The 22,511-nt window shown below is 63.1% G+C and carries 15 protein-coding genes; all 15 read left to right on the top strand.

All coding sequences use genetic code 11. The features are described from left to right. Position 1: 1 nt before the first annotated feature. The 15 genes from tssB (at position 2) to E8E78_RS05875 (ending at position 22,448) form a co-directional block, all read left to right on the top strand. The gene (gene tssB, locus E8E78_RS05945; RefSeq protein ID WP_012272397.1) at positions 2-541 is read left to right on the top strand and encodes a type VI secretion system contractile sheath small subunit; all 540 of its coding nucleotides are present in this window, start codon (positions 2-4) and stop codon (positions 539-541) included. A gap of 14 nt (positions 542-555) precedes the next feature. Further along, a complete protein-coding gene (gene tssC / locus E8E78_RS05940) occupies positions 556-2,058 on the top strand; it encodes a type VI secretion system contractile sheath large subunit (protein WP_016499529.1) in 1,503 nt (500 codons plus the stop codon). A 26-nt stretch (positions 2,059-2,084) separates the two neighbouring features. Next, positions 2,085-2,567, top strand: a complete 483-nt coding sequence (gene tssE, locus E8E78_RS05935) for a type VI secretion system baseplate subunit TssE (RefSeq protein ID WP_028613918.1) — start codon at positions 2,085-2,087, stop codon at positions 2,565-2,567. Further along, the gene (gene tssF / locus E8E78_RS05930; protein ID WP_280313401.1) at positions 2,567-4,387 is read left to right on the top strand and encodes a type VI secretion system baseplate subunit TssF; all 1,821 of its coding nucleotides are present in this window, start codon (positions 2,567-2,569) and stop codon (positions 4,385-4,387) included. The genes tssE and tssF overlap by 1 nt, the downstream gene beginning before the upstream one ends. After that, positions 4,351-5,421 (top strand): type VI secretion system baseplate subunit TssG, encoded by a 1,071-nt coding sequence (gene tssG / locus E8E78_RS05925; RefSeq protein ID WP_280313400.1) that lies wholly within the window; start codon positions 4,351-4,353, stop codon positions 5,419-5,421. The genes tssF and tssG overlap by 37 nt, the downstream gene beginning before the upstream one ends. Then, positions 5,418-8,015, top strand: a complete 2,598-nt coding sequence (gene tssH / locus E8E78_RS05920; RefSeq protein ID WP_280313398.1) for a type VI secretion system ATPase TssH — start codon at positions 5,418-5,420, stop codon at positions 8,013-8,015. Before tssG ends, tssH begins: the two co-directional genes overlap by 4 nt. A 24-nt stretch (positions 8,016-8,039) precedes the next feature. Then, positions 8,040-8,762, top strand: a complete 723-nt coding sequence (gene tssJ / locus E8E78_RS05915) for a type VI secretion system lipoprotein TssJ (protein ID WP_280313396.1) — start codon at positions 8,040-8,042, stop codon at positions 8,760-8,762. Continuing rightward, entirely contained in the window at positions 8,759-10,102 is a 1,344-nt protein-coding gene (gene tssK / locus E8E78_RS05910; RefSeq protein ID WP_016499523.1) for a type VI secretion system baseplate subunit TssK, read from the top strand. Before tssJ ends, tssK begins: the two co-directional genes overlap by 4 nt. Continuing rightward, positions 10,099-10,815, top strand: a complete 717-nt coding sequence (icmH, locus tag E8E78_RS05905) for a type IVB secretion system protein IcmH/DotU (RefSeq protein ID WP_016499522.1) — start codon at positions 10,099-10,101, stop codon at positions 10,813-10,815. The genes tssK and icmH overlap by 4 nt, the downstream gene beginning before the upstream one ends. Positions 10,816-10,845: 30 nt before the next feature. After that, positions 10,846-14,643 (top strand): type VI secretion protein IcmF/TssM N-terminal domain-containing protein, encoded by a 3,798-nt coding sequence (locus tag E8E78_RS05900; protein WP_280313395.1) that lies wholly within the window; start codon positions 10,846-10,848, stop codon positions 14,641-14,643. Then, positions 14,640-15,548 carry a type VI secretion system-associated protein TagF gene (tagF, locus tag E8E78_RS05895; RefSeq protein ID WP_280313394.1) on the top strand — a complete coding sequence of 303 codons (909 nt, stop codon included), beginning with the start codon at positions 14,640-14,642 and terminating at the stop codon, positions 15,546-15,548. The genes E8E78_RS05900 and tagF overlap by 4 nt, the downstream gene beginning before the upstream one ends. Next, on the top strand, positions 15,545-18,040 hold the full coding sequence (tssM, locus tag E8E78_RS05890) for a type VI secretion system membrane subunit TssM (protein WP_016499519.1): 2,496 nt from the start codon (positions 15,545-15,547) through the stop codon (positions 18,038-18,040). The genes tagF and tssM overlap by 4 nt, the downstream gene beginning before the upstream one ends. Before the next feature lie 143 nt (positions 18,041-18,183). Beyond that, entirely contained in the window at positions 18,184-18,702 is a 519-nt protein-coding gene (locus E8E78_RS05885) for a type VI secretion system tube protein Hcp (RefSeq protein ID WP_016499518.1), read from the top strand. A 96-nt stretch (positions 18,703-18,798) separates the two neighbouring features. Beyond that, positions 18,799-19,884 (top strand): type VI secretion system protein TssA, encoded by a 1,086-nt coding sequence (gene tssA, locus E8E78_RS05880; protein WP_197862839.1) that lies wholly within the window; start codon positions 18,799-18,801, stop codon positions 19,882-19,884. A gap of 47 nt (positions 19,885-19,931) precedes the next feature. Beyond that, positions 19,932-22,448, top strand: a complete 2,517-nt coding sequence (locus E8E78_RS05875) for an excinuclease ABC subunit UvrA (protein WP_280313391.1) — start codon at positions 19,932-19,934, stop codon at positions 22,446-22,448. The last annotated feature ends 63 nt before the right edge of the window (positions 22,449-22,511 follow it).

The raw sequence follows: 22,511 nt of genomic DNA, 5'->3' as shown, positions 1-22,511 counted from the left end.
GATGGCGAAGAAGGAAAGCACCCAGCACAAACTCGACCGCGTCCGCGCGCCGCGGGTCCATATCACCTACGACGTGGACATCGGCGATGCCATCGAGAAAAAGGAGCTGCCCTTCGTCGTCGGCGTACTGGGCGACTTTTCCGGCAACCCGCTGGAGCCGCTGCCCAAGCTCAAGGACCGCAAGTTCGTCTTCATCGACCGGGACAACTTCAACGGTGTGCTCAAGGGCATCAAGCCACGCCTGACCTACCGGGTCGACAACACCCTGGCCAAGAACGGCACCCAGCTAGGCGTGGAGCTGAACTTCAACAGCCTTGAAGACTTCGAGCCACAGAACGTGGTCAAGCAGGTCGAGCCGCTGCGCAAGCTGCTTGAAGTGCGCAACAAACTGGCCGACCTGCGCAACAAGATGGGCGGCAACGACAAGCTCGAAGAGCTGCTGATGGACGTGCTGCAGAACACCGAAAAACTCAAGACCCTGGGCAAGGAATTCGGCCGTGAAGCCGAAGTGAAAGACCCATCCAGCAGCGATCGCGCCTGAGCAGGAGCCCGAACATGACCGACAAGCAAACCGCACCGCAACAGGCCGGCGAACTGGTCGAAGTAGAAAACTTCGCGCCACAGCCCTCACTGCTGGACAGCATCATTTCGCAAAGCCGCGTGGCCCGTTCCGACACCGAGCGCAACCGCACCCGCGACCTGATTGGCGAATTGGTGAACCAGGTGCTCGAAGGTGAGATGACGCCGAGCAAAGACCTGATCGCCGTGCTCGACTCGCGTATCGCCGAGATCGATTCGATGCTCTCCGAGCAGATGAACGAGATCATGCACGCCCGCGAGTTCCAGCAGCTGGAAGCCTCCTGGCGCGGCCTGAAATACCAGGTAGACCAGACCGAAACCAGCACCACGCTGAAGATCCACCTGCTCAACGCCTCGAAGAAGGACCTGGTACGCGACCTGAAGGCCGCCAGCGAATTCGACCAGAGCGCGCTGTTCAAGAAAGTCTACGAAGAAGAATACGGCACTTTCGGTGGCGCGCCGTTCGGTATGCTGATCGGTGACTACGAGTTCAACCGCAACCCCGAAGACATGTACCTGCTGGAAGAGATCTCGCACGTGGCAGCGTCGGCGCATGCACCGTTCATCTCCGCCGCCTCCCCCGAGCTGTTTGGCTGGGACTCGTTCACCGAGATGTCCGGCCCGCGTGACTTGGCAAATCTCTTCGACACCGTCGAATACGCCAAGTGGAAGTCGTTCCGCGCCTCGGAAGACTCACGCTACGTCGGCCTCACCCTGCCCCACGTGCTCGGCCGCCTGCCATATGGCCCTGATACCACGCCGGTGGAAGAATTCAACTTCGTCGAAAGCGTCGACGGCCGCGACCACAACAAGTACCTGTGGATGAACGCCGCCTATGCCCTCGGCACCCGCGTCACCGATGCTTTCGCCCGCTACGGCTGGTGCGTGGCCATCCGCGGCGTAGAAGGTGGCGGCCTGGTCGAAGGCTTGCCAACCCATACCTTCAAGACCGACGACGGCGAAATCGCCCTCAAGTGCCCGACCGAGATCGCCATCACCGACCGCCGCGAAAAAGAGCTGTCGGACCTGGGCTTCATTCCCCTGGTGCACTGCAAGGGCACCGACTATGCCGCGTTCTTCGGCACCCAGTCGGCGCAGAAGCAAAAGCAATACAACACCGACATCGCCAACGCCAACGCACGCCTGTCGGCCCAGCTGCAGTACATCTTCGCCACGTCGCGCATCGCCCATTACATGAAGGCAATCATGCGCGACAAGATCGGCAGCTTCGCCTCGCGCATGGACGTGGAGCGCTTCCTCAACCAGTGGCTGGCCAGCTACGTGCTGCTGGACGACACCGCCAGCCAGGAGGCCAAGGCCAAGTTCCCGCTGCGCGAAGCCCGCGCCGAGGTGTTCGAGGTACCAGGCAAGCCAGGCGTGTACAAGGCTGTAACCTACCTGCGCCCGCACTACCAGCTCGACGAACTGACCGCCTCGCTGCGCCTGGTCGCCGAACTGCCTCAAGGGGCGCGCGGCTGACAAGCCGGTGTGTACAGGGATGACACATGAGTAACCAGGCCCGCCTGCTGCCCTCGCTGCTCGACCGACTGCTGGACGACCGTCCGTTCCAGTCGGCCGAGCCGGCCGCGCAGCGTACCTGCTCGCTGGCCGAGTACAAGGCCAGCATCGTCCGTGACCTTGAGGTGCTGGTGAATACCCGCCAGTCCCTGGTCGCCGAAGAGCTCGACGGCTTCAGCCAGCTCGGTGGTTCCATCCTTGAATACGGCATGCCCGACTTCATCAGCCGCAGCGTGCTCGACCCACATGACCGCCGCCTGATCCAGCAACAGCTGGAGCGGGCGATCAGTACCGGAGACCGGCGTTTCCGCCGGGTCCGTGTGCAGCTTTTGGCCCAGCAAAACGGCCACCGCATGTTGACCTTCCGCGTGGACGCCGTATTGCGTCTGCAGGACATCAGTCGCCAGGTCTCGTTCGACGCCGTGCTGCAGGTCAACACCCAGGAATACAAAGTGCAGAACCTCAACTGATGCTCGACGAACTGCTGCCCTACTATGAAAAGGAACTGTCGCACCTGCGCTTCCTCGGCCAGGAGTTTGCCGCGCAGTACCCGAAAATCGCTTCGCGCTTGCTGATCGAGGGCGACAACTGCGAAGACCCGCACACCGAGCGCCTGATCGAGGCGTTCTCGTTCCTTTCTGCGCGGGTGCACAAGAAGCTCGATGACGAGTTTCCGGAAATCGTCGAATCCTTCCTTGAGGTGCTGTACCCGCATTACCTGCGCCCTACCCCCTCGATGTCGATTGCCGAGCTGAGCCTGGGCAGGCACGAGAAAGTCACCGAAGCGTACCGGGTGGCGCGCCATACCGAGATGCATGCCAACGCCATAGAGGGCGTGGTGTGCAAGTTCCGCACGTGCTACCCGGTAGAGCTGTGGCCGATTGCCGTGCAACAGGCCTCGTTCGTCGAAATGGAACGTTCGGCCTTCAACGGCCACAGTGCCGACCTGGTCGCACACCTGCGTATCCGCCTTGCAGCCACCGGCGATGCTCTGTTCGGGCAGATGCATATGGACCGCCTGCGGTTTTTCCTCGACGGCGAAGCAACGCTCATGCTGCACCTGTACGAGCTGCTGTTCAATAACCTGGCCAAGGCGACCTTGAGCTTCAACGACGGGGGCCGCAGCCGTGAGGTCGCACTGCCCGTCGATGCCCTCAAGGCCGTAGGCTATGCCCGCGACGAAGGCCTGGTTGACTACTCGGAGCGCTCGTTCCTCGGTTACCGGCTGCTGCACGAATATTTCACGTTCCCCGACAAGTTCATGTTCTTCGACCTCAGTGGCTTTGCCCGCATTCTGCAGGGCAAGGCCATCGAGCAGGTCGACATCAATTTCTATTTTTCCGAATACGACCTTGGCGAGCGACTGGCGCGGTTGACCCAGAATATCGGGCGCAACAACTTCAAGCTCAACTGCACGCCCATCATCAACCTGTTCCGCCAGCAAGCCGAGCCGATCAAACTGACCCACACCCAGCACGAGTATCCGGTCACCCCGGACACCCGGCTGCACAACGCAGCAGAAGTGGTATCCATAGACCGTGTGCGTCGGGTTCGTAAACTGGGGGGCACCGACCAGGTTGCCACTTGCCAGCCGTTTTTCGAGCCGCGAGGCGAGCAAGACCTGCACAGCAGCTTCTGGGTTGCCCGGCGGCGCGCCCAGGGTGACGCCACTGCCATGAGCATTCGCGTGGTCGACCGCGACCTGGAGCTGATCAGCGCCAGCAGCGACACCCTCAGCATCGCCCTCACCTGCAGCAACCGCGATGTCCCGCTCATGCTCCCGTTCGGCGGCGAGCGTGGCGATTTCAACATTCCCGCCAACTCGGTAATCAAGGATATCCGCTGCCTGCGCAAGCCCACCGCCACGGTGCGCGTGCCATTGGGCAAAGGCTTGATATGGCGCCTGATCGCGCACCTGTCGCTGAACCATATGTCACTGGTCAGCCAAGGCCGTGAAGTGCTGCTGGAGCTGCTGTCGCTTTACAACTACCGCAACGTCTCGGCCATCCGCAAACAGATCAACGGCATCAAGGCCATCAACAGCGAGCCGGTAGTTGCGCGTATCGGCCATCCGCGGCCGAACTTCGTGCGGGGCGTGGGCATTACCCTCACCCTCGACGAGCACCAATTCACCGGCAGCGGCGTGTTCCTGTTCGGCATGGTGCTGGACCACTTCTTCGGCCAGTACTGCTCGATGAACAGCTTCACGCAACTGACCCTGCGCACCCAACAACGAGAAAAGAGAGTCGTCCAATGGCCAGCACGTACTGGCGATCAGCCCCTGGTCTGATCGATCAGGCCCGAGCCGAGCCGCACCGATTCGAATTCTTTCAATTGGTGCGCCTGCTCCGCCTGCACTACAGCCGCACCGGGCGCATGGACCTGGCAACCCGGCCCCACGAAGACCCGCTGCGTTTCCGCACCCAGCTGTCGCTGGCGTTTCCGGCCAGCGAAGTCAGCGACCTGCACTTCGAGCACGCAGGCAAGGTCTCGCCTGCCGGCCTGCCACTGTCGGAAGTGCAGGTTACCTTCATGGGCCTGGTCGGGCCTTCAGGCGTGCTGCCGCGTCCGTACACCGAGTTGCTGCTTGAGCGCCATGTGCAGTTTCGAGACGATGCCGCCCATGCCTTTCTCGACATTTTCTCGCACCGCATGACCACGCTGTTCTACGAGGCCTGGCAAAAATACAAATTCCATATCGAGCACGAGCGCACTGGCAGCTCGGGCTTCGATGGCTACCTGCTCAACCTGGTGGGCCTCGGCCCGCGGGCGCAGAAGCTCAAGTTTGAAGAACAACCGTCAGCATTGCGTCGCGAGCTGTTCAGCTATTTTGCCGGCCTGCTCAGCCAGAAGCCGCGCAATGCGCTGAACCTCGAGCGCATGCTCGGCTTCTATTTCTCGCTGCCGATCCACGTCAAGCAGTTTGCCGGGCGCTGGTTGCACCTGCCGCCTGAGCAGCGGACCCAGCTTGGCCGGCGCAACGCCCAGCTTGGCCACAGCGCCGTTGCTGGCAAGCGGGTGTGGGACTACCAATCGTGCATTCGCATTGAGCTGGGCCCACTGAGCCTGGCCGATTACCAGCGCTTCCAGCCTGGTACCGAGTGCCATCGCAAACTGGTCGAGCTGGTGCGCTTCTATATAGGTGCCGGCCTGGACTTTGAAATCGCCCCGCGCCTCAAGCGCGAGGCGGTACCGTGCGCCCGGCTCGGCCGCAACGGCAATGTCGCGTTGGGCTGGCTCGGCTGGCTCAAACGCCCTGGCCGTGACGCGGAGCCTTCGCGTTGCGCCGTTTTCCATATTCCTTACGATGGGGTCGCCTTGTGAACCTGAAGTCGCTGTTCGCCAAGCTCAACGAAACCAGCCGCACGGCCACCGAAAGCGCAGCTGCCCTCTGCCTGTCAGAGCACCACTACGATGTCGAGGTGGAACACCTGCTGCTGCAGTTGCTCGACACCGGTGACAATGACCTGGCCCCGATCCTGCGCCACTATGAGGTGGTCGCCGAGCGCCTGCAGGCGCAGCTGGTCACCGCCCTGGGCACGTTCAAGAAAGGCAATACCCGCACCCCGGCGCTGTCGCCGCACATTACCCGCATGATCGAGCAGGCCTGGCTGCTGGCGTCCATCGAGTATGGCGTCGGCCAGGTGCGCAGCGGCCACCTGCTGCAAGCCCTGCTCGACGACGCCGAACTGCGCCGGGTGGTCGTTGCCTCGGCCCCGGAGCTGGAAAAAATCAATGCCAACGACCTGCGCCTGAACCTCGCCGCGCTCGTCGAAGGCAGCGCCGAGTCCCGCCAGGCAAGCGCCCTGGCCAGCCCGGCGGCACCGGTGGCCAACAGCAGCAAGGCAGGCGGCAAGACCCCTGCGCTGGACCAGTACACCGTCAACCTCACCCAAAGTGCACGCGAAGGCCGCATCGACCCAGTGCTGGGCCGTGAGTTCGAAGTGCGGCAGATGGTCGACATCCTCTCCCGCCGCCGGCAGAACAACCCGATCCTCACCGGTGAAGCCGGCGTGGGCAAAACCGCCGTGGTCGAAGGCCTGGCCCTGCGCATCGCCCAGGGCGACGTGCCAGCTGTGCTCAAGAACGTTGCCGTGCATACCCTCGACCTTGGCCTGCTGCAAGCCGGCGCCGGGGTAAAGGGTGAGTTCGAAAACCGCCTGAAGGCGGTCATCGAAGAGGTCAAACGCAGCCTGCACCCGATCATCCTGTTCATCGACGAAGCCCACACCCTGATCGGCTCTGGCGGCCAGGCCGGGCAGAACGACGCTGCCAACCTGCTCAAGCCGGCGTTGGCGCGTGGCGAACTGCGTACCATCGCCGCCACCACCTGGGCCGAGTACAAGAAGTATTTCGAGAAGGACGCCGCCCTCGCCCGCCGCTTCCAGGTGGTAAAGGTCGAAGAGCCTGACGAGGACAAGGCCATTCACATGTTGCGCGGGCTGCTGGGCAAGATGCGCGAGCACCACAAGGTGGCGGTGATGGACGAAGCGCTGGTGCAGGCGGTGCGCCTGTCCAGCCGCTACATCACCGGGCGCCAGCTGCCCGACAAGGCGGTCAGCGTGCTCGACACCGCCTGTGCGCGCATTGCCCTGGCACAATCGTCGCAGCCTGGCTTGCTGGAAGACTGCCGTCGACAGATCGACAACCTGCAGGCAGAAATTGACGTGCTCGGCCACGAAGCCGGCAAAGGCCACGACCATGCCCGCCGCTTGAGTGAGCTGCAGACCAGCCTGCAGGCCAAACAGCAGCAGGAGCAGCAATTGAACGAGCAGTGGCAGCAAGAGCTGGCGCTGGTCGAACAGCTCAAGGCGCTGGATGCCGCCAACGACGCCGATGCCGGGCAGCTCAATAGCCTGCGCGCCGAACTGGCTCGCGTGCAAGGCGACCAGCCACTGGTGCACGCGCTGGTCGACAGCGGCGCCATCGCCCAGGTCATCAGCGGCTGGACCGGCATCCCGCTGGGCAAGATGCTGCGTGACGAAATCGACACCGTACAGCGCCTGCCCGCCCTGCTCGGCGAGCGCGTGCTGGGCCAGGACCATGCCCTGCACGAAATCGGCAAGCGCATCAAGATTTCCCGGGCGCGCATGGAAGACCCGAACAAGCCGATCGGTGTGTTCCTGCTGCTCGGCCCCAGCGGCGTCGGCAAGACCGAAACCGCCCTGGCCCTGGCCGATACCCTGTACGGCGGCGAGCGCAACCTGATCACCATCAACATGTCCGAATACCAGGAGGCTCACACCGTGTCGAGCCTCAAGGGCTCGCCCCCCGGCTACGTCGGCTATGGCGAAGGCGGCGTGCTGACCGAGGCGGTGCGCCGCAAACCGTACAGCGTGGTGCTGCTCGACGAGGTTGAAAAAGCCCACCCGGACGTGCTCGAACTGTTCTTCCAGGTATTCGACAAGGGCGTACTGGACGACGGTGAAGGCCGCGAAATCAATTTCCGCAACACGGTGATCATCCTCACTTCCAACACTGGCACCGAGCGCATCATGCAGACCTGCCTGAATGCCACAGAGCTGCCCACGCCGCAGGCCATCGTCGAAGGCCTGCGCGACGAACTCAATCATGTGTTCAAGCCGGCCTTCCTTGGCCGCCTGAGCATCGTGCCGTTCTACCCGGTGCAGGACCAGATCCTGGAGCGCATCGTCGCCCTCAAGCTCGCGCGCATCGCCAAGCGCTTCGCCCGCAACCACCAGGCCGAACTGAGCTACGACGAGGCGCTGGTCAAAGCTATCGCTGCGCGCTGCACCGAGGTCGACAGCGGTGCGCGCAATATCGACAACATTCTGTCCCAGACCTTGATGCCCGAACTCGCCCAGCGCGTGCTCGAACGCATGGCCCAGGACACGCCCATCGAACGCCTGGTGATCGAATTGGGCAGCGATGGCGACTTCGCCTATCGCCTGGCCTGATCAATGACCGGAGGTTTAGCCGTCATGCAACTCAAGCACACCGCCCTCAAACGCCTGACCACCGCGGCCCTGCTGCTGGCGCTGGCCGGTTGTGGGGTTACCGACCGAATCGGCAAACGCATGGAGGACAGCTGGGCTGCCGACATGCTGGCCGACAGCGAGAAGGTCATCCTGACCTCTGACGGCGGCAACCAGCTCAACCCTGATGCCGAGGGCAAGCCACTGTCTGTGGTGATGCGCGTGTACCAGCTGACGGACCTCGAGCGCTTCGCCGCGACCGATGCCGAGACCCTGTGGGATACCCCGCAAAAGGCACTGGGCAACACCCTGGTGGAAGCACGCGAGATCACCCTGCTGCCGGGCATCGGCCAGATCGACCAATGGCCGCTGGCCAAGAATGCTCGCTACGTTGGTGTGGCGGCGTTCTTCCGCGATGAACAAGGCGCGCGCTGGAAAGTCGCTTTCGACGCCAACTCGCTGCGCAAGGACGGCATCTGGTTCTCCTCCGACGGCCTGCGGGTACTGGTGGACAAGACTGAAATAAGCGCCATGCGTGGCGTGGATGTGCTGAACAAACCACCCACCGCCGACCAGCTCGCGGCTGCGCAAAAGGCCAAAGACGCTGACCCGACCCTGACGGACAAGGTGCAGGGCGCAGTTATCGAAAAAGCCTCCGACGCCGCAGGCCAGTCGGCCAACAACGCCATGGATTCAACCTTCAACTCTTTAGTGGATAGCGTCAAATGAGCAAGCAGAGCCGGGTGATGTGGTCGGAAGGCATGTTCCTGCTGCCCCAGCACTTCCAGTACCAGGACGAGTTCCACCAGCACCAGTTGGCTGAGTCGACACTGCGCAGTACCCCTTTCCATTGGGGGGTACAAGCGCTGCAGGTCGACGAAGACGCCCTGGCCAACGGTACGCTGCAGCTCAAACGCCTGAAGCTTGTGTTCCCAGATGGCAGCCTGTACGACGCTCCGCAGCACGACCCGCTGCCTGCCGCACGCGACCTCAAAGACCTGCTCAAGGCCAATGACCTCAAGGTCTATGCGGCACTCAAGCTGCCTGAGCCCTTTGGCCTCAATTACGTCGAAGATGGCCACGAACACAAGGCTGCGCGGCGTTTTCGCAAACAGTTCGACACCCTGCCAGACCTTAACGAAGGCGAACTGGAGAACGAAATCACCAGCCTGCGCCTGAACGTGGTAATGCTGGTCGACGGTGACAGCCTCGACGGTTACACCCATTGTCCATTGGCCAAGCTGACCCGCAACAGCATGGGCGGCTTCAATATTGACCCGCATTTCGTCCACCCTACCCTGCACCTGGGTAGCCACGAAACCATCGCCGGGCTCGGCAAGCGCCTGCTCGGGGCCCTGCAGGCCAAGAGCAAGGCACTTTCCGGCCGGCGACGTGAGCGCGCCGACCAGATCGCCGAGTTCGGGTCCAGCGACGTCACGCTGTTCTGGTTGTTGAACACGGTCAACCGTGCCCACCCGCAGTTGGCTCATCTGCTGGCTCATCCGCGCCTGCACCCGGAGCGCTTGTACCTGTTCCTCGCCGACCTGGCTGGCGGGCTGCTGACCTTCACCCTGGACACCCAGTTAAGCGACATCCCTGAGTACGACCATCAAGACCCCGCAGCATCATTGGTGAAACTGGACGAGATGATCCGGGTAATGCTCGACAACGTCGTGCCCAACCAGTGCATCGTCATCAACCTTACCCAGACCAAACCGTCGCATTGGCAAGGCCAGTTGCACGATCCACGCCTGGCCGAGGCGGACTTCTATATTGCCGTGCACGCCGACATGCCCGGCGCCAGCCTGCTGGAGCTGGTGCCCCGGGCGTTCAAGGTCGGCTCACCGGAAGACATCGAAGTGGTGGTCAACAGCGCCATGCCTGGTGTCACCCTCAATCATGCCGCCCGGCTGCCGAACGCGATTCCGGTACGCCTGGACAACCAGTACTTCGCCATCGAGCCGCACGGCAATGTGTATGAGCGAATGATCAATGCCCAGGCCATCTGCTTCTATGCGCCCAGCGCCTTTACCAACCTCAAGCTTGAACTGATGGCGGTGCTCAAATGACCGAAGCCGTATTGCAACAGGGCGCCGTCGCGGCCGCCAATGACAAACCGACACTCAAGGACCTGGTCCAGGACTTCATCAGCATGGCGCTGATCGTGCGTCGCGGGCGCCAGGTCACCTCGGTGCAGGCTTTCGAAGGCAGCGTCGAGCGCTTTTTCACCAACCTGGAGCGTGATGCCCGCGCCGCCAACTACAGCGTCGAGCAGGTCAAGGACACCCAATACGCGCTGTGCGCTTTCCTCGACGAAAGCGTACTGCGCTCAGGCGACAACGAACTGCGCCGGCACTTTGAACTGCAGCCATTGCAGTTCCGCTATTTCGGCGTGCACCTGGCAGGTGAAGGCTTCTTCGAAAAAGTGGATGCGCTACGTGCCGACGTCAAGCAGAACATCGACGTGCTCGAGGTCTACCACCTGTGCCTGGCCCTGGGCTTCGAGGGCAAGTTCAGCCTCGGCCAGAAAGACCAGCTGCGCTACCTGGCCAATACCTTGGGCCAGGATATCGCCCGCTACCGCAAGGCGCCCAAAGCCCTGTCACCGGACTGGGCCCTGCCCGACCAGGTGTCGCAGATGCTGCGCCATGAAGTGCCGCTGTGGGTGTATCTGACGCTGATCGCGCTGGTGTGCATCGCCGTGTACCTCACGCTCGACTGGTTGCTGGACAAGGACGTCGCCGCCCTGTCCGAACAAATCCGCCAGCTGTTCAGTGCCTGAGCACACGTCAGGTAGCCGAGTCAGGAAGACATGAAAACATTACTGCGTCTGTTGAAAAGTTTCTGGGTGCTGCTGCCATTGCTGTGGCTGGCCAGCCTGTTGATTTGCTGGCTGGCCGCGCCGCTGGTGCCGTGGCTGCGTCATCACGTGCCGGAAGCGCTGGCAATAATCAGTGCCTGCTTCCTGCTGGTGATTGTGCTGCGCCAATATCAGCGCATCCGTGCCGAGCACAACCTCGAGAACCTGCTGCAAATCGAGGTCGACCGCTCGTGGAATGCCACCGGCGAGTTCCGTGACCAGCAGGTACTGCGCGAGCGCCTGAAGCACGCCATCGCCATGCTGCGCACCGACCGCTCTGCCGGAGGCGGCGGCAAGGCCGCGCTGTCCGATCTGCCCTGGTACCTGGTGGTTGGCATGTCGGCTGCGGGCAAGACTTCGCTGCTGACCCATTCCGGCTTGTCGGCCAGCATTGCCACGGCCAACGACAGTGAAAGCGGTACCCAGCACTGCGACTGGTACTTCAGCCCCGATGCCGTGATGATCGATACCGCCGGGCGCTACCTGCGCGACGACCAGTCGGCCAGCGAGTTCTCGGCCTTTCTGCGGATGCTGCGCAAGCAGCGCGGCAAGGCGGCGATCAATGGCCTGGTCCTGGTGGTAAGCCTGCCCGAGTTACTGGCGGCCAACAGCGATGAGCGCAATGCCCTGGCCAACCAGTTGGTGGCACGGGTCGAAGAGTACGCCGAATGCCTGGGCGCCAACCCGCCGATCTACCTGATGCTGAGCAAGACCGACCAGTTGCCGGGGTTCAGCCAGGCATTTGAGGGCCTCGACCTGCACGAACGCCAGCAGCCGCTGGGCATGACCTTTGGCCTGTCGGAAATCCGCAACAATGGCCTGCACGCCGTGCTGCAAACGCGGCTGAAAAACCTGCAAAGCCGTATTCGCCAGCACGTCGACGCACAGATGATCGCCCTCGGTGCCGAAGCCGATAGCACCCTGTTGAACTTCCCGCAGTATTTCGCCGCCCTCAGTGAAGTGCTCGAACCCTTCCTTGACCACTTCACCCAGGGCCATCGCGGTGCTAATCCGCTATTGCTGCGGGGCCTGTACTTCACCAGTGCGCTGCAGACCGGGCAGCAGCTGGGGCAGGTTTATGAAGACGTCATCGCCGATGAGTTCGCCCTCCAGGCGGCCTACGACGAGCGGGTCGAAAGCACCACCAAGGCCGTCGGTAACCGCAGCTACTTCATCACCGACACCTTCCGCCGGGTGATCTTCCCGGACCGCGACCTGACTTTGTACCAGTCCCGCCAGGGCAGCCAGGCCGCGTTCAGCCCTCTGTTACTAGGCCTGGCCGTCGCCACGGGGGTTGTGTTCATCGGCTGGCAGGCGCTGTCGTTCAACAACAACCGGCAATGGCTCGAAGGCCTGCGCGGGCAACTGGCGCAGATCGAACAAGCGCAGGAGCGCGAGCAACTGCTGGCTGCCGGCAAGGGGTTGGAGGTGCTGCGCGAACAGATGTCGATCGTCGAAGCCCATCGCCTGCAAGGTGTCCCGCTGCAACTGGCTGCCGGCCTTTACCATGGCGAAGCGATCCACCAGGTGAGCAGCACCGCTTACCTGGCGCAATTGCGCAGCCAGGCGCTGGAGCCGATCGCCCGCAGCCTGCAAGTGCAGATGCGCGCGTTCAACACCTTTGCCAACGGCATCAACCAGGCCCTGGAGTTCACCCCGGCGCCGCAGCCTAAAAAACGCAGCGGCAAGGCGATCGCCGCTGCCGTGGCCGCCAAGGCCGCCGCAGTCGACACCCGCCTGGGCGCCTACGCCGCCAAGGTCAACCTGGCCACGGCCAGCGATGCTGCCGAGCTGTCTGCCACTACCGGCGGCCTGTCGTTGTCCGAAGAAATGCTTGGCCGGCTGAACGAACAACAGGTGGCCTCGATCATCGAGGCCTACAACACACTCAAACTGTACCTGCTGCTGACCGAACCCCAGGCTCACCCGGACCCGGCCTTCGTCTCTGCAAGCCTGCCCCAGGCCTGGGCCGGCGCAGCAGTTGAAGGGTCCCCGGCCGACACCCGGGTAATCGAGGAAAACGTGCCGCTGTACGTGCAGCTGCTGGAGCAAGGCCAAGCGCCCGCGCTGCCGCGCAACGAGCAGTTGATCAATGAAACCCGGCAGAGCCTCAAGGCATTCATGATCTCCAGCTCCCTGGTCGATCGCGAATACCTGCGCCTGCAACTTGAGTCGAGCCGCCAGTTCCCGGCGCTCAGCCTCAACGACCTGGTCCCGCAACCGGGCCGCGCGCTGCTGTACAGCTCCGCTGGGGTACCGGCAATCTACACGCGCCAGGGCTGGGACACCTTCGTCAAGCCCGAGCTGATCAAGCTGGTGTCGGGCAACCTGCGCAACGAGTCGGACTGGGTGCTGGACGGCGAAGGCGGCGATGCCGTCGTGCAAAAAGCCAACTTCGTGCGTGAGTTCATGGCCCGCTACAAGCGCGACTACACCCAAGCCTGGTACAAGATGGTCAGCAGCGTCGGCATGCGCCACTTCGCCGACCTGGCCTCGGCCACCGATCAACTGGGCCTGCTCAGCGACGTGCAGAACTCGCCGGTGAAGAACCTGCTGGCTGCGGTCAATGACAATACCCGCTGGGACCTGCCGATCAACCATGCTATCCCGAGCCCAGGTGCCGCCCGCGATGACGGCTTCTGGAGCAAGGTCACCGGCCTGTTCGATGCCGATCACGCCCTGCCCGCCAACGTCGCCCCGGCCCTGCCGGCAGTGGATGACGGCAGCCTGGCCAAGCGTTTCGAACCGGTGGCGCGGGTGTTCGCCGAGAACAACGCAGAAGGCGCCGACAGCACCATCATGGACCGCTACCTGGCTGCGCTGCGCAAGCTCAAGGTGCGCATGAACAACATCCAGCGCTCGCAGGATGTGGGAAAGGGCAGCAAGCAGTTGATCAGCGAGACCCTGGAAGGCCAGCCGAGCGAAGTCACCACCGTACGCAATTATGTGGAAGGCAGCGTCGATACCAGCCAGGACGGCCTGTCCCGCTCCTTGCAGGGGCTGTTCAGCCTGCCCATCCAGTACGCCTGGGCCACCCTGCGCGACCCGGCCGGCCAGCAAATCGCCAAAGCCTGGGCACAGCAGATCGCCAAACCGTGGGAACAGGTCATGGCGCACCGTTACCCCATTGCCGGTAGCAGCAACAACGAAGCGTCGGTGAAAGACCTGCAGCGCTTCGTCGACCCGCAAAGCGGCCTGCTCCCGGCGTTCAAGCGTAACGAAATCGGCAACCTGGCCGGCGGTGAAGGCCTGGGCGTGGGTGACAGCAAGGGGCCAGCGCTGGTCAACCCCGGCATGCTCAACAGCATCGACAAGGCCAGCTCGGTGGGCCAGGTGATCGCCAGCCTCTCGGACCGTGACAACGGCTTTGAGATCATGCTGGAGCCTTCGGCCAACTTCACCGACATCGTGTTCACGCTCGATGGCCAGGAACAGCACTACCGTAACGGCCGCAGCAGCTGGAACCGCTTTGCCTGGCCGGCCACCAGCAACGCCCCCGGCGCACGCCTGGACGTGGTTACCCTGAGCGGCGCACGGCTTACCGTGTTCGACTTCCCGGGCCGATGGGGCCTTCTGCGCATGAACGAAAGCGCCCGCGTCGACGACCTGGACGGCATTCAGCAACGCTTTAGCTGGAACACCGCCAGTGGCCGCGTGAGCCTTGTTGTACGCAACTTCGGTGGGGTCAAGCTGACCGATCTGGGTAACGTCAAGGCCCTGAGCGCCCTCAACGACAGGGGCGCGCAATGATCGGTTGCTTCGGCAAGCTACCGACGAGCGCGGACTTCGTCAGCCTGCACGGCGCGACGGAGGAAGCCTGCGAGTTCGACGCCTGGTTGCAATCATCGCTGGTGGCCATGCGCCACCGCGATGACTGGCAAGCGTTGTTCGACACGCTGCCGATGTGTTTTTTCAACTACCGCGCACGCAACGGCAACTGGCTGCTGGGCGGCCTGCTCAGCTCGCGCGATGCCAGCCAACGGCGCTACCCGTTCTTCATCTTCCAGCTGATCAAGGGCGAGGAAGGCATTGCAGGGGTCAACCCGTTCACCCTTGGCGAACTGTTCAGCGCGCAGATCAAGCCTTTGCTGCATCAGGCCGTACAAGGCGCCGATTGCGCCAGTCTGTTCGAACGGATCAAGGCCTTGCGCCCGCTGCAGGGCCAGGACCTGGACCTGTTCCGCCGGGTTCATGCCAAGTTCCTGCACGACTTCAGCTTTGCTGATGTCGCCCGCGCCCTGTACGGTTCGTGGCCGGGCTTCGACAGCGCCACCGCGCTCGCTCACCTGAAAAACAGCAGGGGCTCGTTGCACGGCGACTTTGCGGGCGGCATTGAATTGCCACTGCCGGCAGAACGCGGCCTTAAAAATCCTGTTGCCGATCTGTGGCTGACCTGGCTGACACGCATGAGCGGTAGCCATGGCGTGCCAGCGGTAAGCCTGCTGGCCGATGACTTCATGCACCCGCGCCTCTATTGCTTCCCGTCGCGCCATGCCAACTGCGCCTACCGACTGCTCAGTGGCTGCGCTGACAAGGGTGAGCATCTGAAATTGCTGAGCCCGCTGACAGGTGCACCACAGCTGCACGATTACGACCGACCTCTTGAACACGTCATCGACCAGTTCGTCGATGCACTGGATGCGACGCCTGTATGAACAAGATCAAGTACTACTGCCTGCGCTACCAACCCTATCTGCTGGGGGTGGCGTTCTTCCTGGCGATTTTCCTGGTCTGGGCAATTGGCCGTGCCTTCGGTTTCGCCTCGCTGCACAGCTTGCTCGCAGGTATCGGCGTGTTTCTGTTGCTGTCAGCGGGCTATGTACTGCTGCTGTACCGCGGTGTCGGCCAGCACCACAACCTCGAAGGCTTGCTGCGTGACGACGCTGACCAGGCCGTACTCAGCGCCACCCCGGCCGACCGCGAAGAAGTCAGCCTGTTGCGCGAGCGCCTGCTGCAGAGCATCGAGCGCCTGCACAGCAACAAGCCCCGCGGCGCCTCGGCCAAAGACGCGCTGTATGCCCTGCCCTGGTACCTGGTGATAGGCCAGCCGGCCGCGGGCAAGAGCACCATGATCCTGCAGTCGGGCCTGAACTTCCCCTATGCCGAGCGCGAAGGCGCAAGGGTGGCGGGCCTGGGCGGCACGCGCAACTGCGACTGGTTTTTCAGTTCCGAAGCGGTGCTGCTGGACACCGCCGGGCGCTACATGAACAGCCCGGAAGAAGCCGGCAAATGGCGCGGCTTCCTGCAGCTGCTGCGCCAGCATCGCCAGCGCCGTCCCCTCAACGGGTTGATCGTGAGCGTCAGCATCGACGACATCCTGCATGGCTCGGCCGAGGACCAGGAGCGCGTGGCCAAGCGCCTGCGCGAACGCATCCAGGAAAGCTGCGCCCTGCTCGAAGTGCGCCTGCCCATCTACCTGGTGTTCACCAAGTGCGACCTGATACCCGGGTTTACAGCGTTCTATCGCCAGCTGGACGACGCCTCACGTGGCGAAGTGATGGGCAAAACCTTCTCGCACAAGGGTTACGAACAGGCCGACTGGGGCCAGCGCTTCGGCAAGGCCATGGACGAGCTGACCGGTTACTGGCGGCAGGTGGCAGGCCAGCAGTTGGTGCAACAGGACATTCAGGTAACTCGGCAGAACAACGCTGCCTATCGGTTCCCGCTGGAGCTCGCCGCCCTCAAGCCGCGCTTGCAGCAGTTCGTCGACAGCCTGTTGCGTGCCAACCCGTACCAGAGTGCCGAAATGCTGCGCGGTTTCTATTTCACCGCCGCGCTGCAAGCCGACGAAGCCCAGTGGGGCAGCCACGGCCAGCATGTGGCCGAGCGCTTCGCACTCGAACACGCCGCAGGTGCTGCCGAAGCTGGCAGCCAGCCGGCGCCGCTATTCATCAATAGCCTGTTCCGCAAGGTCATCATCCCCGACCAACACCTGGTGGCGCTGTACACCAGCAACCACCGCGAACGCCGGCGCAAGGCTGGCTGGGTCGGCGCCGCCGGCCTGGTAGCCATTGTGCTGTGCAGCCTGTGGGGCTGGTCGTACCTGAACAACCGCGCCACCCTGGCCAGCATTGCCGGCGAACTGGCCCAGGCCAAGGCCGACGACCAGGCTGCCAGCGGCCAGTACACCGCCTGGCGTAGCCTGGATCGCTTGCGCTTCTGGGCCGCGCACTACTATCAGCAACACCATGAGCAGGGCGTGCCGCTAGGCATGCGCCTGGGTCTGTACCAGGGCCATGAAGTCGAGCCGCTGCTGCGCAGCCGCTACTTCGCCACGTTGCAGAACGTGATGCTCAAACCCACGGCCGACAACCTCACGCGAACCCTTTACCTGTTGACCACGCTCAAGGTCTACCAGCGCAACACCCGCGAGTTGCAGCCGGTGAGCGGTGTTGACAGCGTCGAGGCCGAGGCGCTGCCGCATGACAACCGCGCCCAGTCGATCGCTGATTTCGGCAAGGCCACCCTGGACACCTATGTGATGCTGTCCCCGGCCCAGCGCGAAAAGGCCGACCCGGCGTTCCTCAAGGCGCACCTGCCGGACTACTGGTACCCGGCTATCGCCCGCCACACCGGCCAGCGCATGACCGCAGCCGGTAGCGAAGCAGGCAGCAACCAGGACTACCTGTACGCAAGCCGGCAGATCACTTTCTATAGCGACCAGATCCGTGAGCCGGATGCGCCACGCATCCTCGACAACGCCTTCCTGATGTCCAGTTCGCGTAACTACATCGACAGCCTGCGGGCTCAGTCGCTGCGCTCGATCGAGACCATCACGCTGGAATCCGACACCCTGTTCGCTTTCGGCCGCGCCGACTTCCAGAGCCTTAGAAACGAAGGCCAGGGCCAGCTTAGCGCGATTGCCAGCAAGCTGCTGAACACCCCGAACATCGGCAAGATCGTCATCTCGGGCCACGCCGACCAGTTGGGCGACAGCCAGGGCAACCTGCAGGTTTCGAAACAACGGGCGCAAACCATACGCACCTATCTGGTCGGCAAGGGCGTGCCTGCCGAACTGGTGGTTGCACAAGGCGAAGGGAGCCGCAAGCCATTGGTCAATTGCGACATGCAGCAACCACGCGCGCAATTGATCAAGTGTCTTGAGCCCAACCGCCGGGTAGAAATCGAAGTGCGTGGTCTCAACTGAGCCATCCCGCAAGAACCGGTCGCCCGGGCCTCACAGGAGGAGGCCCGGGGGGCGGCAAGCTACCTCTGCCGGCGTGCCCGGCGAGGTCAAAACCAAGGGGCGCATGAGCAACCCTTTACATGTTGTTAATGGAGAGTTTCACAATGGCATTTGACGCGTATATCCAAATCGACGGCATCCCGGGCGAAGTACTGGATGACAAACACAAGGACTGGATCGAAGTGCTGGGCTACGAGTACGGCGCCACCCAGGCTACCTCGGCAACTGCCAGCTCCTCGGGTGGTGCGTCGTCCGAGCGTGTTGCCCTGAGCGACTTCAAGATCCGTAAAGCCGTCGACAAGGCTTCGGCCAAGCTGTTCGAGCACTGCTGCACCGGCAAGCACATCGCCAAGCTGAAACTGAACGTGAACCGTGCAGGTGGCGATAAAGTCACCTACCTGACCATCGACATGGAAGAAGTCGTGGTCTCGTCGGTGAAGTTCGTTGCCGGTGGCAACCAAGGGGGTGAAGACAAGGCCGTCAGCGACCTGCCAATTGAAGAAATCAGCTTCAACTTTGCCCGTATCAAGACCACCTACACCCAGCAGAACCGCACCGACGGTCAGGCCGGCGGCAACATCGTCGGTGGCTGGGACCGCACCGCGAACAAAGTGTTTGCCTAAGCAGGTGACAAACCATGGGCCGCTGCGGCGGCCCATACCCGGCAGCGCCGCCAGTTTTTCTGGCGCGCTGTTCATTAGCCATGTCCAGAGTGTTATATGCCTGAAATTCTCAATGACCTTTCGCTGGCCACGCTGGCCGCCCCCATCGAGGGTGGCAGTGGCGAAGACTTGAGCTTCTCTGCCTTGTTCGACCAGATCAAGGAGGCACGCCGGGCCGACCCTGACTACCTGACCCAGGGCGACTGGCAAACCGACCTGAAGACTGCCAACTGGGAGCAGGTGATCGACCTGTCGGCGCAAGGGCTGGCGGAGCAGAGCAAAGACTTGATGCTGGCGGCCTGGCTCAGTGAAGGGCTGGCTCAGCGCGAGCACTTCAAAGGTATCACCTTTGGCCTGGAGCTGACCGAACGGGTGCTGGACGCGTTTTGGGAGACGCTGTACCCAACCCTGGAAGACGGCCTGGATGAGCGCGCAGCGCGGCTGTCCTGGCTCAAGACCACGCTCAGCGACATTGCCGGTGGTTTGCCTATTACCCAAGGGCAGAATTTTGGCGTGTTGCGCTATGACGAATCACGCCACGTAGAAAACCTCGCCTTGCAAAACCCCAAGGCAATGCAGACAGCGCTTAACGAAGGCAAGATCAACGCCGAGATTTTCCAGCGCTCGGTAGCACTTAGCGACACCGATCACCTGCGCGCCAAGGCCTTGGAGATTGCCACCAGTCTCAATGCATGCAAGCGCCTGCAGGCTACGGTAGACCGCCTGTTCGAGCGCGAGGCACCCAGCTTTGCCAGCCTTGCCGACATGCTCTCGCGTGCAAGCCAGCTGGCGGAGAAACTGCTCAAGGACCGCGGTGTCGAGCTGCACCCCACCCTCCTCGAGGAGCAGGAGCCAGAGGCCGTCACGGCCACCCCCCAATCAGCAGGTGAACAAATGGATACACGCCCACCGGCGACTGTGCCAGCCGCCATGCGCACCACGCCGCTGACCCGCGATGAGGCGTTCACCATGCTTGCGGGCATTGCCCAGTACTTCAAGCAGAGCGAACCGCAAAGCCCGGTACCCTACCTGATAGAACGTGCAATAAAGTGGGGCAACATGCCGCTGGAAGGCTGGCTCAGTGATGTGATCAAAGACAACAATGTCGTGGACAACATCCGTGATGTGCTGGGCACCCGCTAGAATGCTATTACTTTGACGGCCACTCCCCAACGTTCAAGGATCGCCGCATGCGTCAGCGCCCTACCTCGCCAACGGGTTTTGTCCGAGTCCGTGGCGCCCGCGAGCACAACCTGAAGAACATCGATGTGGATGTGCCCCGCGATGCCTTGGTGGTATTCACCGGCGTGTCCGGCTCGGGCAAGTCGTCACTGGCTTTTTCCACGCTGTATGCCGAAGCCCAGCGTCGCTATTTCGAATCGGTGGCCCCCTACGCCCGGCGCCTGATCGACCAGGTTGGCGTGCCAGACGTGGATGCCATCGACGGCTTGCCGCCGGCGGTGGCGCTGCAGCAGCAACGCGGCACGCCCAGCGCACGTTCCTCGGTGGGTAGCGTGACCACCCTGTCCAGCTCGATCCGCATGCTCTACTCGCGCGCGGGCCACTACCCGGCCGGGCAGGCGATGCTGTATGCCGAAGACTTTTCACCGAACACGCCCCAGGGCGCCTGCCCGGAGTGCCACGGCCTGGGCCGGGTCTACGAGGTGACCGAAGCGACCATGGTCCCCGACCCGTCGCTGACCATCCGCGAGCGCGCGGTGGCGGCGTGGCCAATGGCCTGGCAGGGACAGAACCAGCGCGACATCCTGGTAACGCTGGGTTATGACGTCGACATTCCCTGGCGCGACCTGCCCCAGGCGCAGCGCGACTGGATCCTGTTCACCGAGGACACGCCCACCGCACCTGTGTATGCCGGCCTGACCCCGGCACAGACCCGCGAAGCGCTAAAGCGCAAACAGGAGCCCAGCTACCAGGGTACGTTCATGGGCGCCCGGCGATACGTGCTGCATACCTTCATGCACTCGCAAAGCGCGCAGATGCGCAAGCGCGTGGCCCAGTACATGCGCCCCAGCCCCTGCCCGCTGTGCCAGGGCAAGCGCCTGAAGCGCGAGGCACTGGGCGTGACGTTCGCCGGCCTGGACATCGCCGAGCTGTCGCACCTGTCGTTGCAGGCGCTGGCCGAGGTATTGCGCAAGGTGGCGGCAGCGGACTACCTGACCCAAAAACAGGACCCGCTGACGGTAGAAAAGCGCCTGGCTGCCCAACGCATCGCCAACGAGTTGCTCGAACGCATCGATACCCTGCTTGCCCTTGGCCTCGGTTACCTGGCACTTGAGCGCAGCACCCCGACCTTGTCCTTCGGTGAGCTGCAACGCCTGCGCCTGGCCACCCAGCTGAATTCGCAGCTGTTCGGCGTGATCTACGTGCTCGACGAGCCGTCGGCCGGCCTGCACCCTGCCGACAGCGAAGCGCTGTTCGAAGCCCTGCAACGCCTGAAGCAGGCTGGCAACTCGGTGTATGTGGTGGAGCACGACCTGGACACCATGCGCCGCGCCGACTGGCTGGTGGATGTAGGGCCAGATGCCGGCGAGCATGGCGGCACCATCCTCTACAGCGGCCCGCCCGCAGGCCTGGCCGAGGTCGAGCCGTCGCGCACTCGCGCCTACCTGTTCAGTGCCCCGGCCCGGTCCACGCGTGAGCCCCGGCAGGCCCGCGACTGGCTGAAGCTTGAGGGCATCACCCGCAACAACCTGCACAACGTCAGCGCCGCCTTCCCGCTTGGCTGCTTTACCGCCGTTACCGGCATTTCCGGCTCGGGCAAGTCCAGCCTGGTCAGCCAGGCCCTGCTTGACCTGGTGGGCGCGCACCTGGGCCATGCCGAGCAACGTAGCGAGCCGGAAGAACAAAACCTGGAAGACGAACCTGAACAGGCCAGCAGCGGCCACGTGAGTGCGGGCTTTGGCAGCATCAAGCGCCTGGTGCAGGTCGACCAGAAGCCGATCGGCCGCACACCTCGCTCCAACCTGGCCACCTACACCGGCCTGTTCGACCATGTGCGCAAGCTGTTCGCCGCCACCGATCAGGCCAAGGCCCAGGGCTTTGACGCCGGGCGCTTTTCCTTCAACGTCGCCAAGGGCCGTTGCGCCAACTGTGAAGGTGAAGGGTTTGTCAGCGTCGAGTTGCTGTTCATGCCCAGCGTCTACGCGCCCTGCCCGACCTGCCATGGCGCCCGCTACAACCCCGAAACCCTGGCTGTCAGCTGGCAAGGCATGAACATCGCCCAAGTGCTGCAACTGACGGTCGACCAGGCCCTGCAGGTATTTGCCGAACAGCCACCGGCGCGCCGTTGCCTGCAAGTGCTGCAGGATATCGGCCTGGGCTACCTGCGCCTGGGCCAACCGGCCACCGAACTGTCCGGTGGCGAAGCGCAGCGCATCAAGCTGGCTACCGAACTGCAACGCCAGGCCCGCGGTGCAACCCTGTATGTGCTGGATGAGCCCACCAACGGCTTGCACCCGCAAGACATCGACCGGCTGCTGGTGCAGTTGAACCGCCTGGTCGACAGCGGGCACAGCGTGGTGGTGGTCGAGCATGACATGCGCGTGGTGGCGCAAAGCGACTGGGTGATCGATATCGGGCCTGGGGCCGGAGATGCCGGGGGCAAGGTAGTGGCCAGTGGCACCCCGCAGGAGGTGGCCGGGTGCGCCGACAGCCGCACAGCGGCGTTTTTGGCCAAGGCCTTGTAGCGCCTGCGCATTGCCAGGTTCCACAAACGGCGCTTAGAATGCGATCAATTCTTAATTGCACCC

The sequence above is a fragment of the Pseudomonas sp. BN505 genome, assembly GCF_029873175.1.
Taxonomy (GTDB): Bacteria; Pseudomonadota; Gammaproteobacteria; order Pseudomonadales; family Pseudomonadaceae; genus Aquipseudomonas; species Aquipseudomonas putida.
Note: the sequence above shows the minus strand (reverse complement) of the source record. Positions and strands in the feature narration are given on the sequence as shown.

Coding starts and splice junctions, on each gene's coding strand:
- tssB (WP_012272397.1), top strand. CDS start 2: ATGGCGAAGAAGGAAAGCACCCAGCACAAACTCGACCGCGTCCGCGCG.
- tssC (WP_016499529.1), top strand. CDS start 556: ATGACCGACAAGCAAACCGCACCGCAACAGGCCGGCGAACTGGTCGAA.
- tssE (WP_028613918.1), top strand. CDS start 2,085: ATGAGTAACCAGGCCCGCCTGCTGCCCTCGCTGCTCGACCGACTGCTG.
- tssF (WP_280313401.1), top strand. CDS start 2,567: ATGCTCGACGAACTGCTGCCCTACTATGAAAAGGAACTGTCGCACCTG.
- tssG (WP_280313400.1), top strand. CDS start 4,351: ATGGCCAGCACGTACTGGCGATCAGCCCCTGGTCTGATCGATCAGGCC.
- tssJ (WP_280313396.1), top strand. CDS start 8,040: ATGCAACTCAAGCACACCGCCCTCAAACGCCTGACCACCGCGGCCCTG.
- tssK (WP_016499523.1), top strand. CDS start 8,759: ATGAGCAAGCAGAGCCGGGTGATGTGGTCGGAAGGCATGTTCCTGCTG.
- icmH (WP_016499522.1), top strand. CDS start 10,099: ATGACCGAAGCCGTATTGCAACAGGGCGCCGTCGCGGCCGCCAATGAC.
- E8E78_RS05900 (WP_280313395.1), top strand. CDS start 10,846: ATGAAAACATTACTGCGTCTGTTGAAAAGTTTCTGGGTGCTGCTGCCA.
- tagF (WP_280313394.1), top strand. CDS start 14,640: ATGATCGGTTGCTTCGGCAAGCTACCGACGAGCGCGGACTTCGTCAGC.
- tssM (WP_016499519.1), top strand. CDS start 15,545: ATGAACAAGATCAAGTACTACTGCCTGCGCTACCAACCCTATCTGCTG.
- E8E78_RS05885 (WP_016499518.1), top strand. CDS start 18,184: ATGGCATTTGACGCGTATATCCAAATCGACGGCATCCCGGGCGAAGTA.
- tssA (WP_197862839.1), top strand. CDS start 18,799: ATGCCTGAAATTCTCAATGACCTTTCGCTGGCCACGCTGGCCGCCCCC.
- E8E78_RS05875 (WP_280313391.1), top strand. CDS start 19,932: ATGCGTCAGCGCCCTACCTCGCCAACGGGTTTTGTCCGAGTCCGTGGC.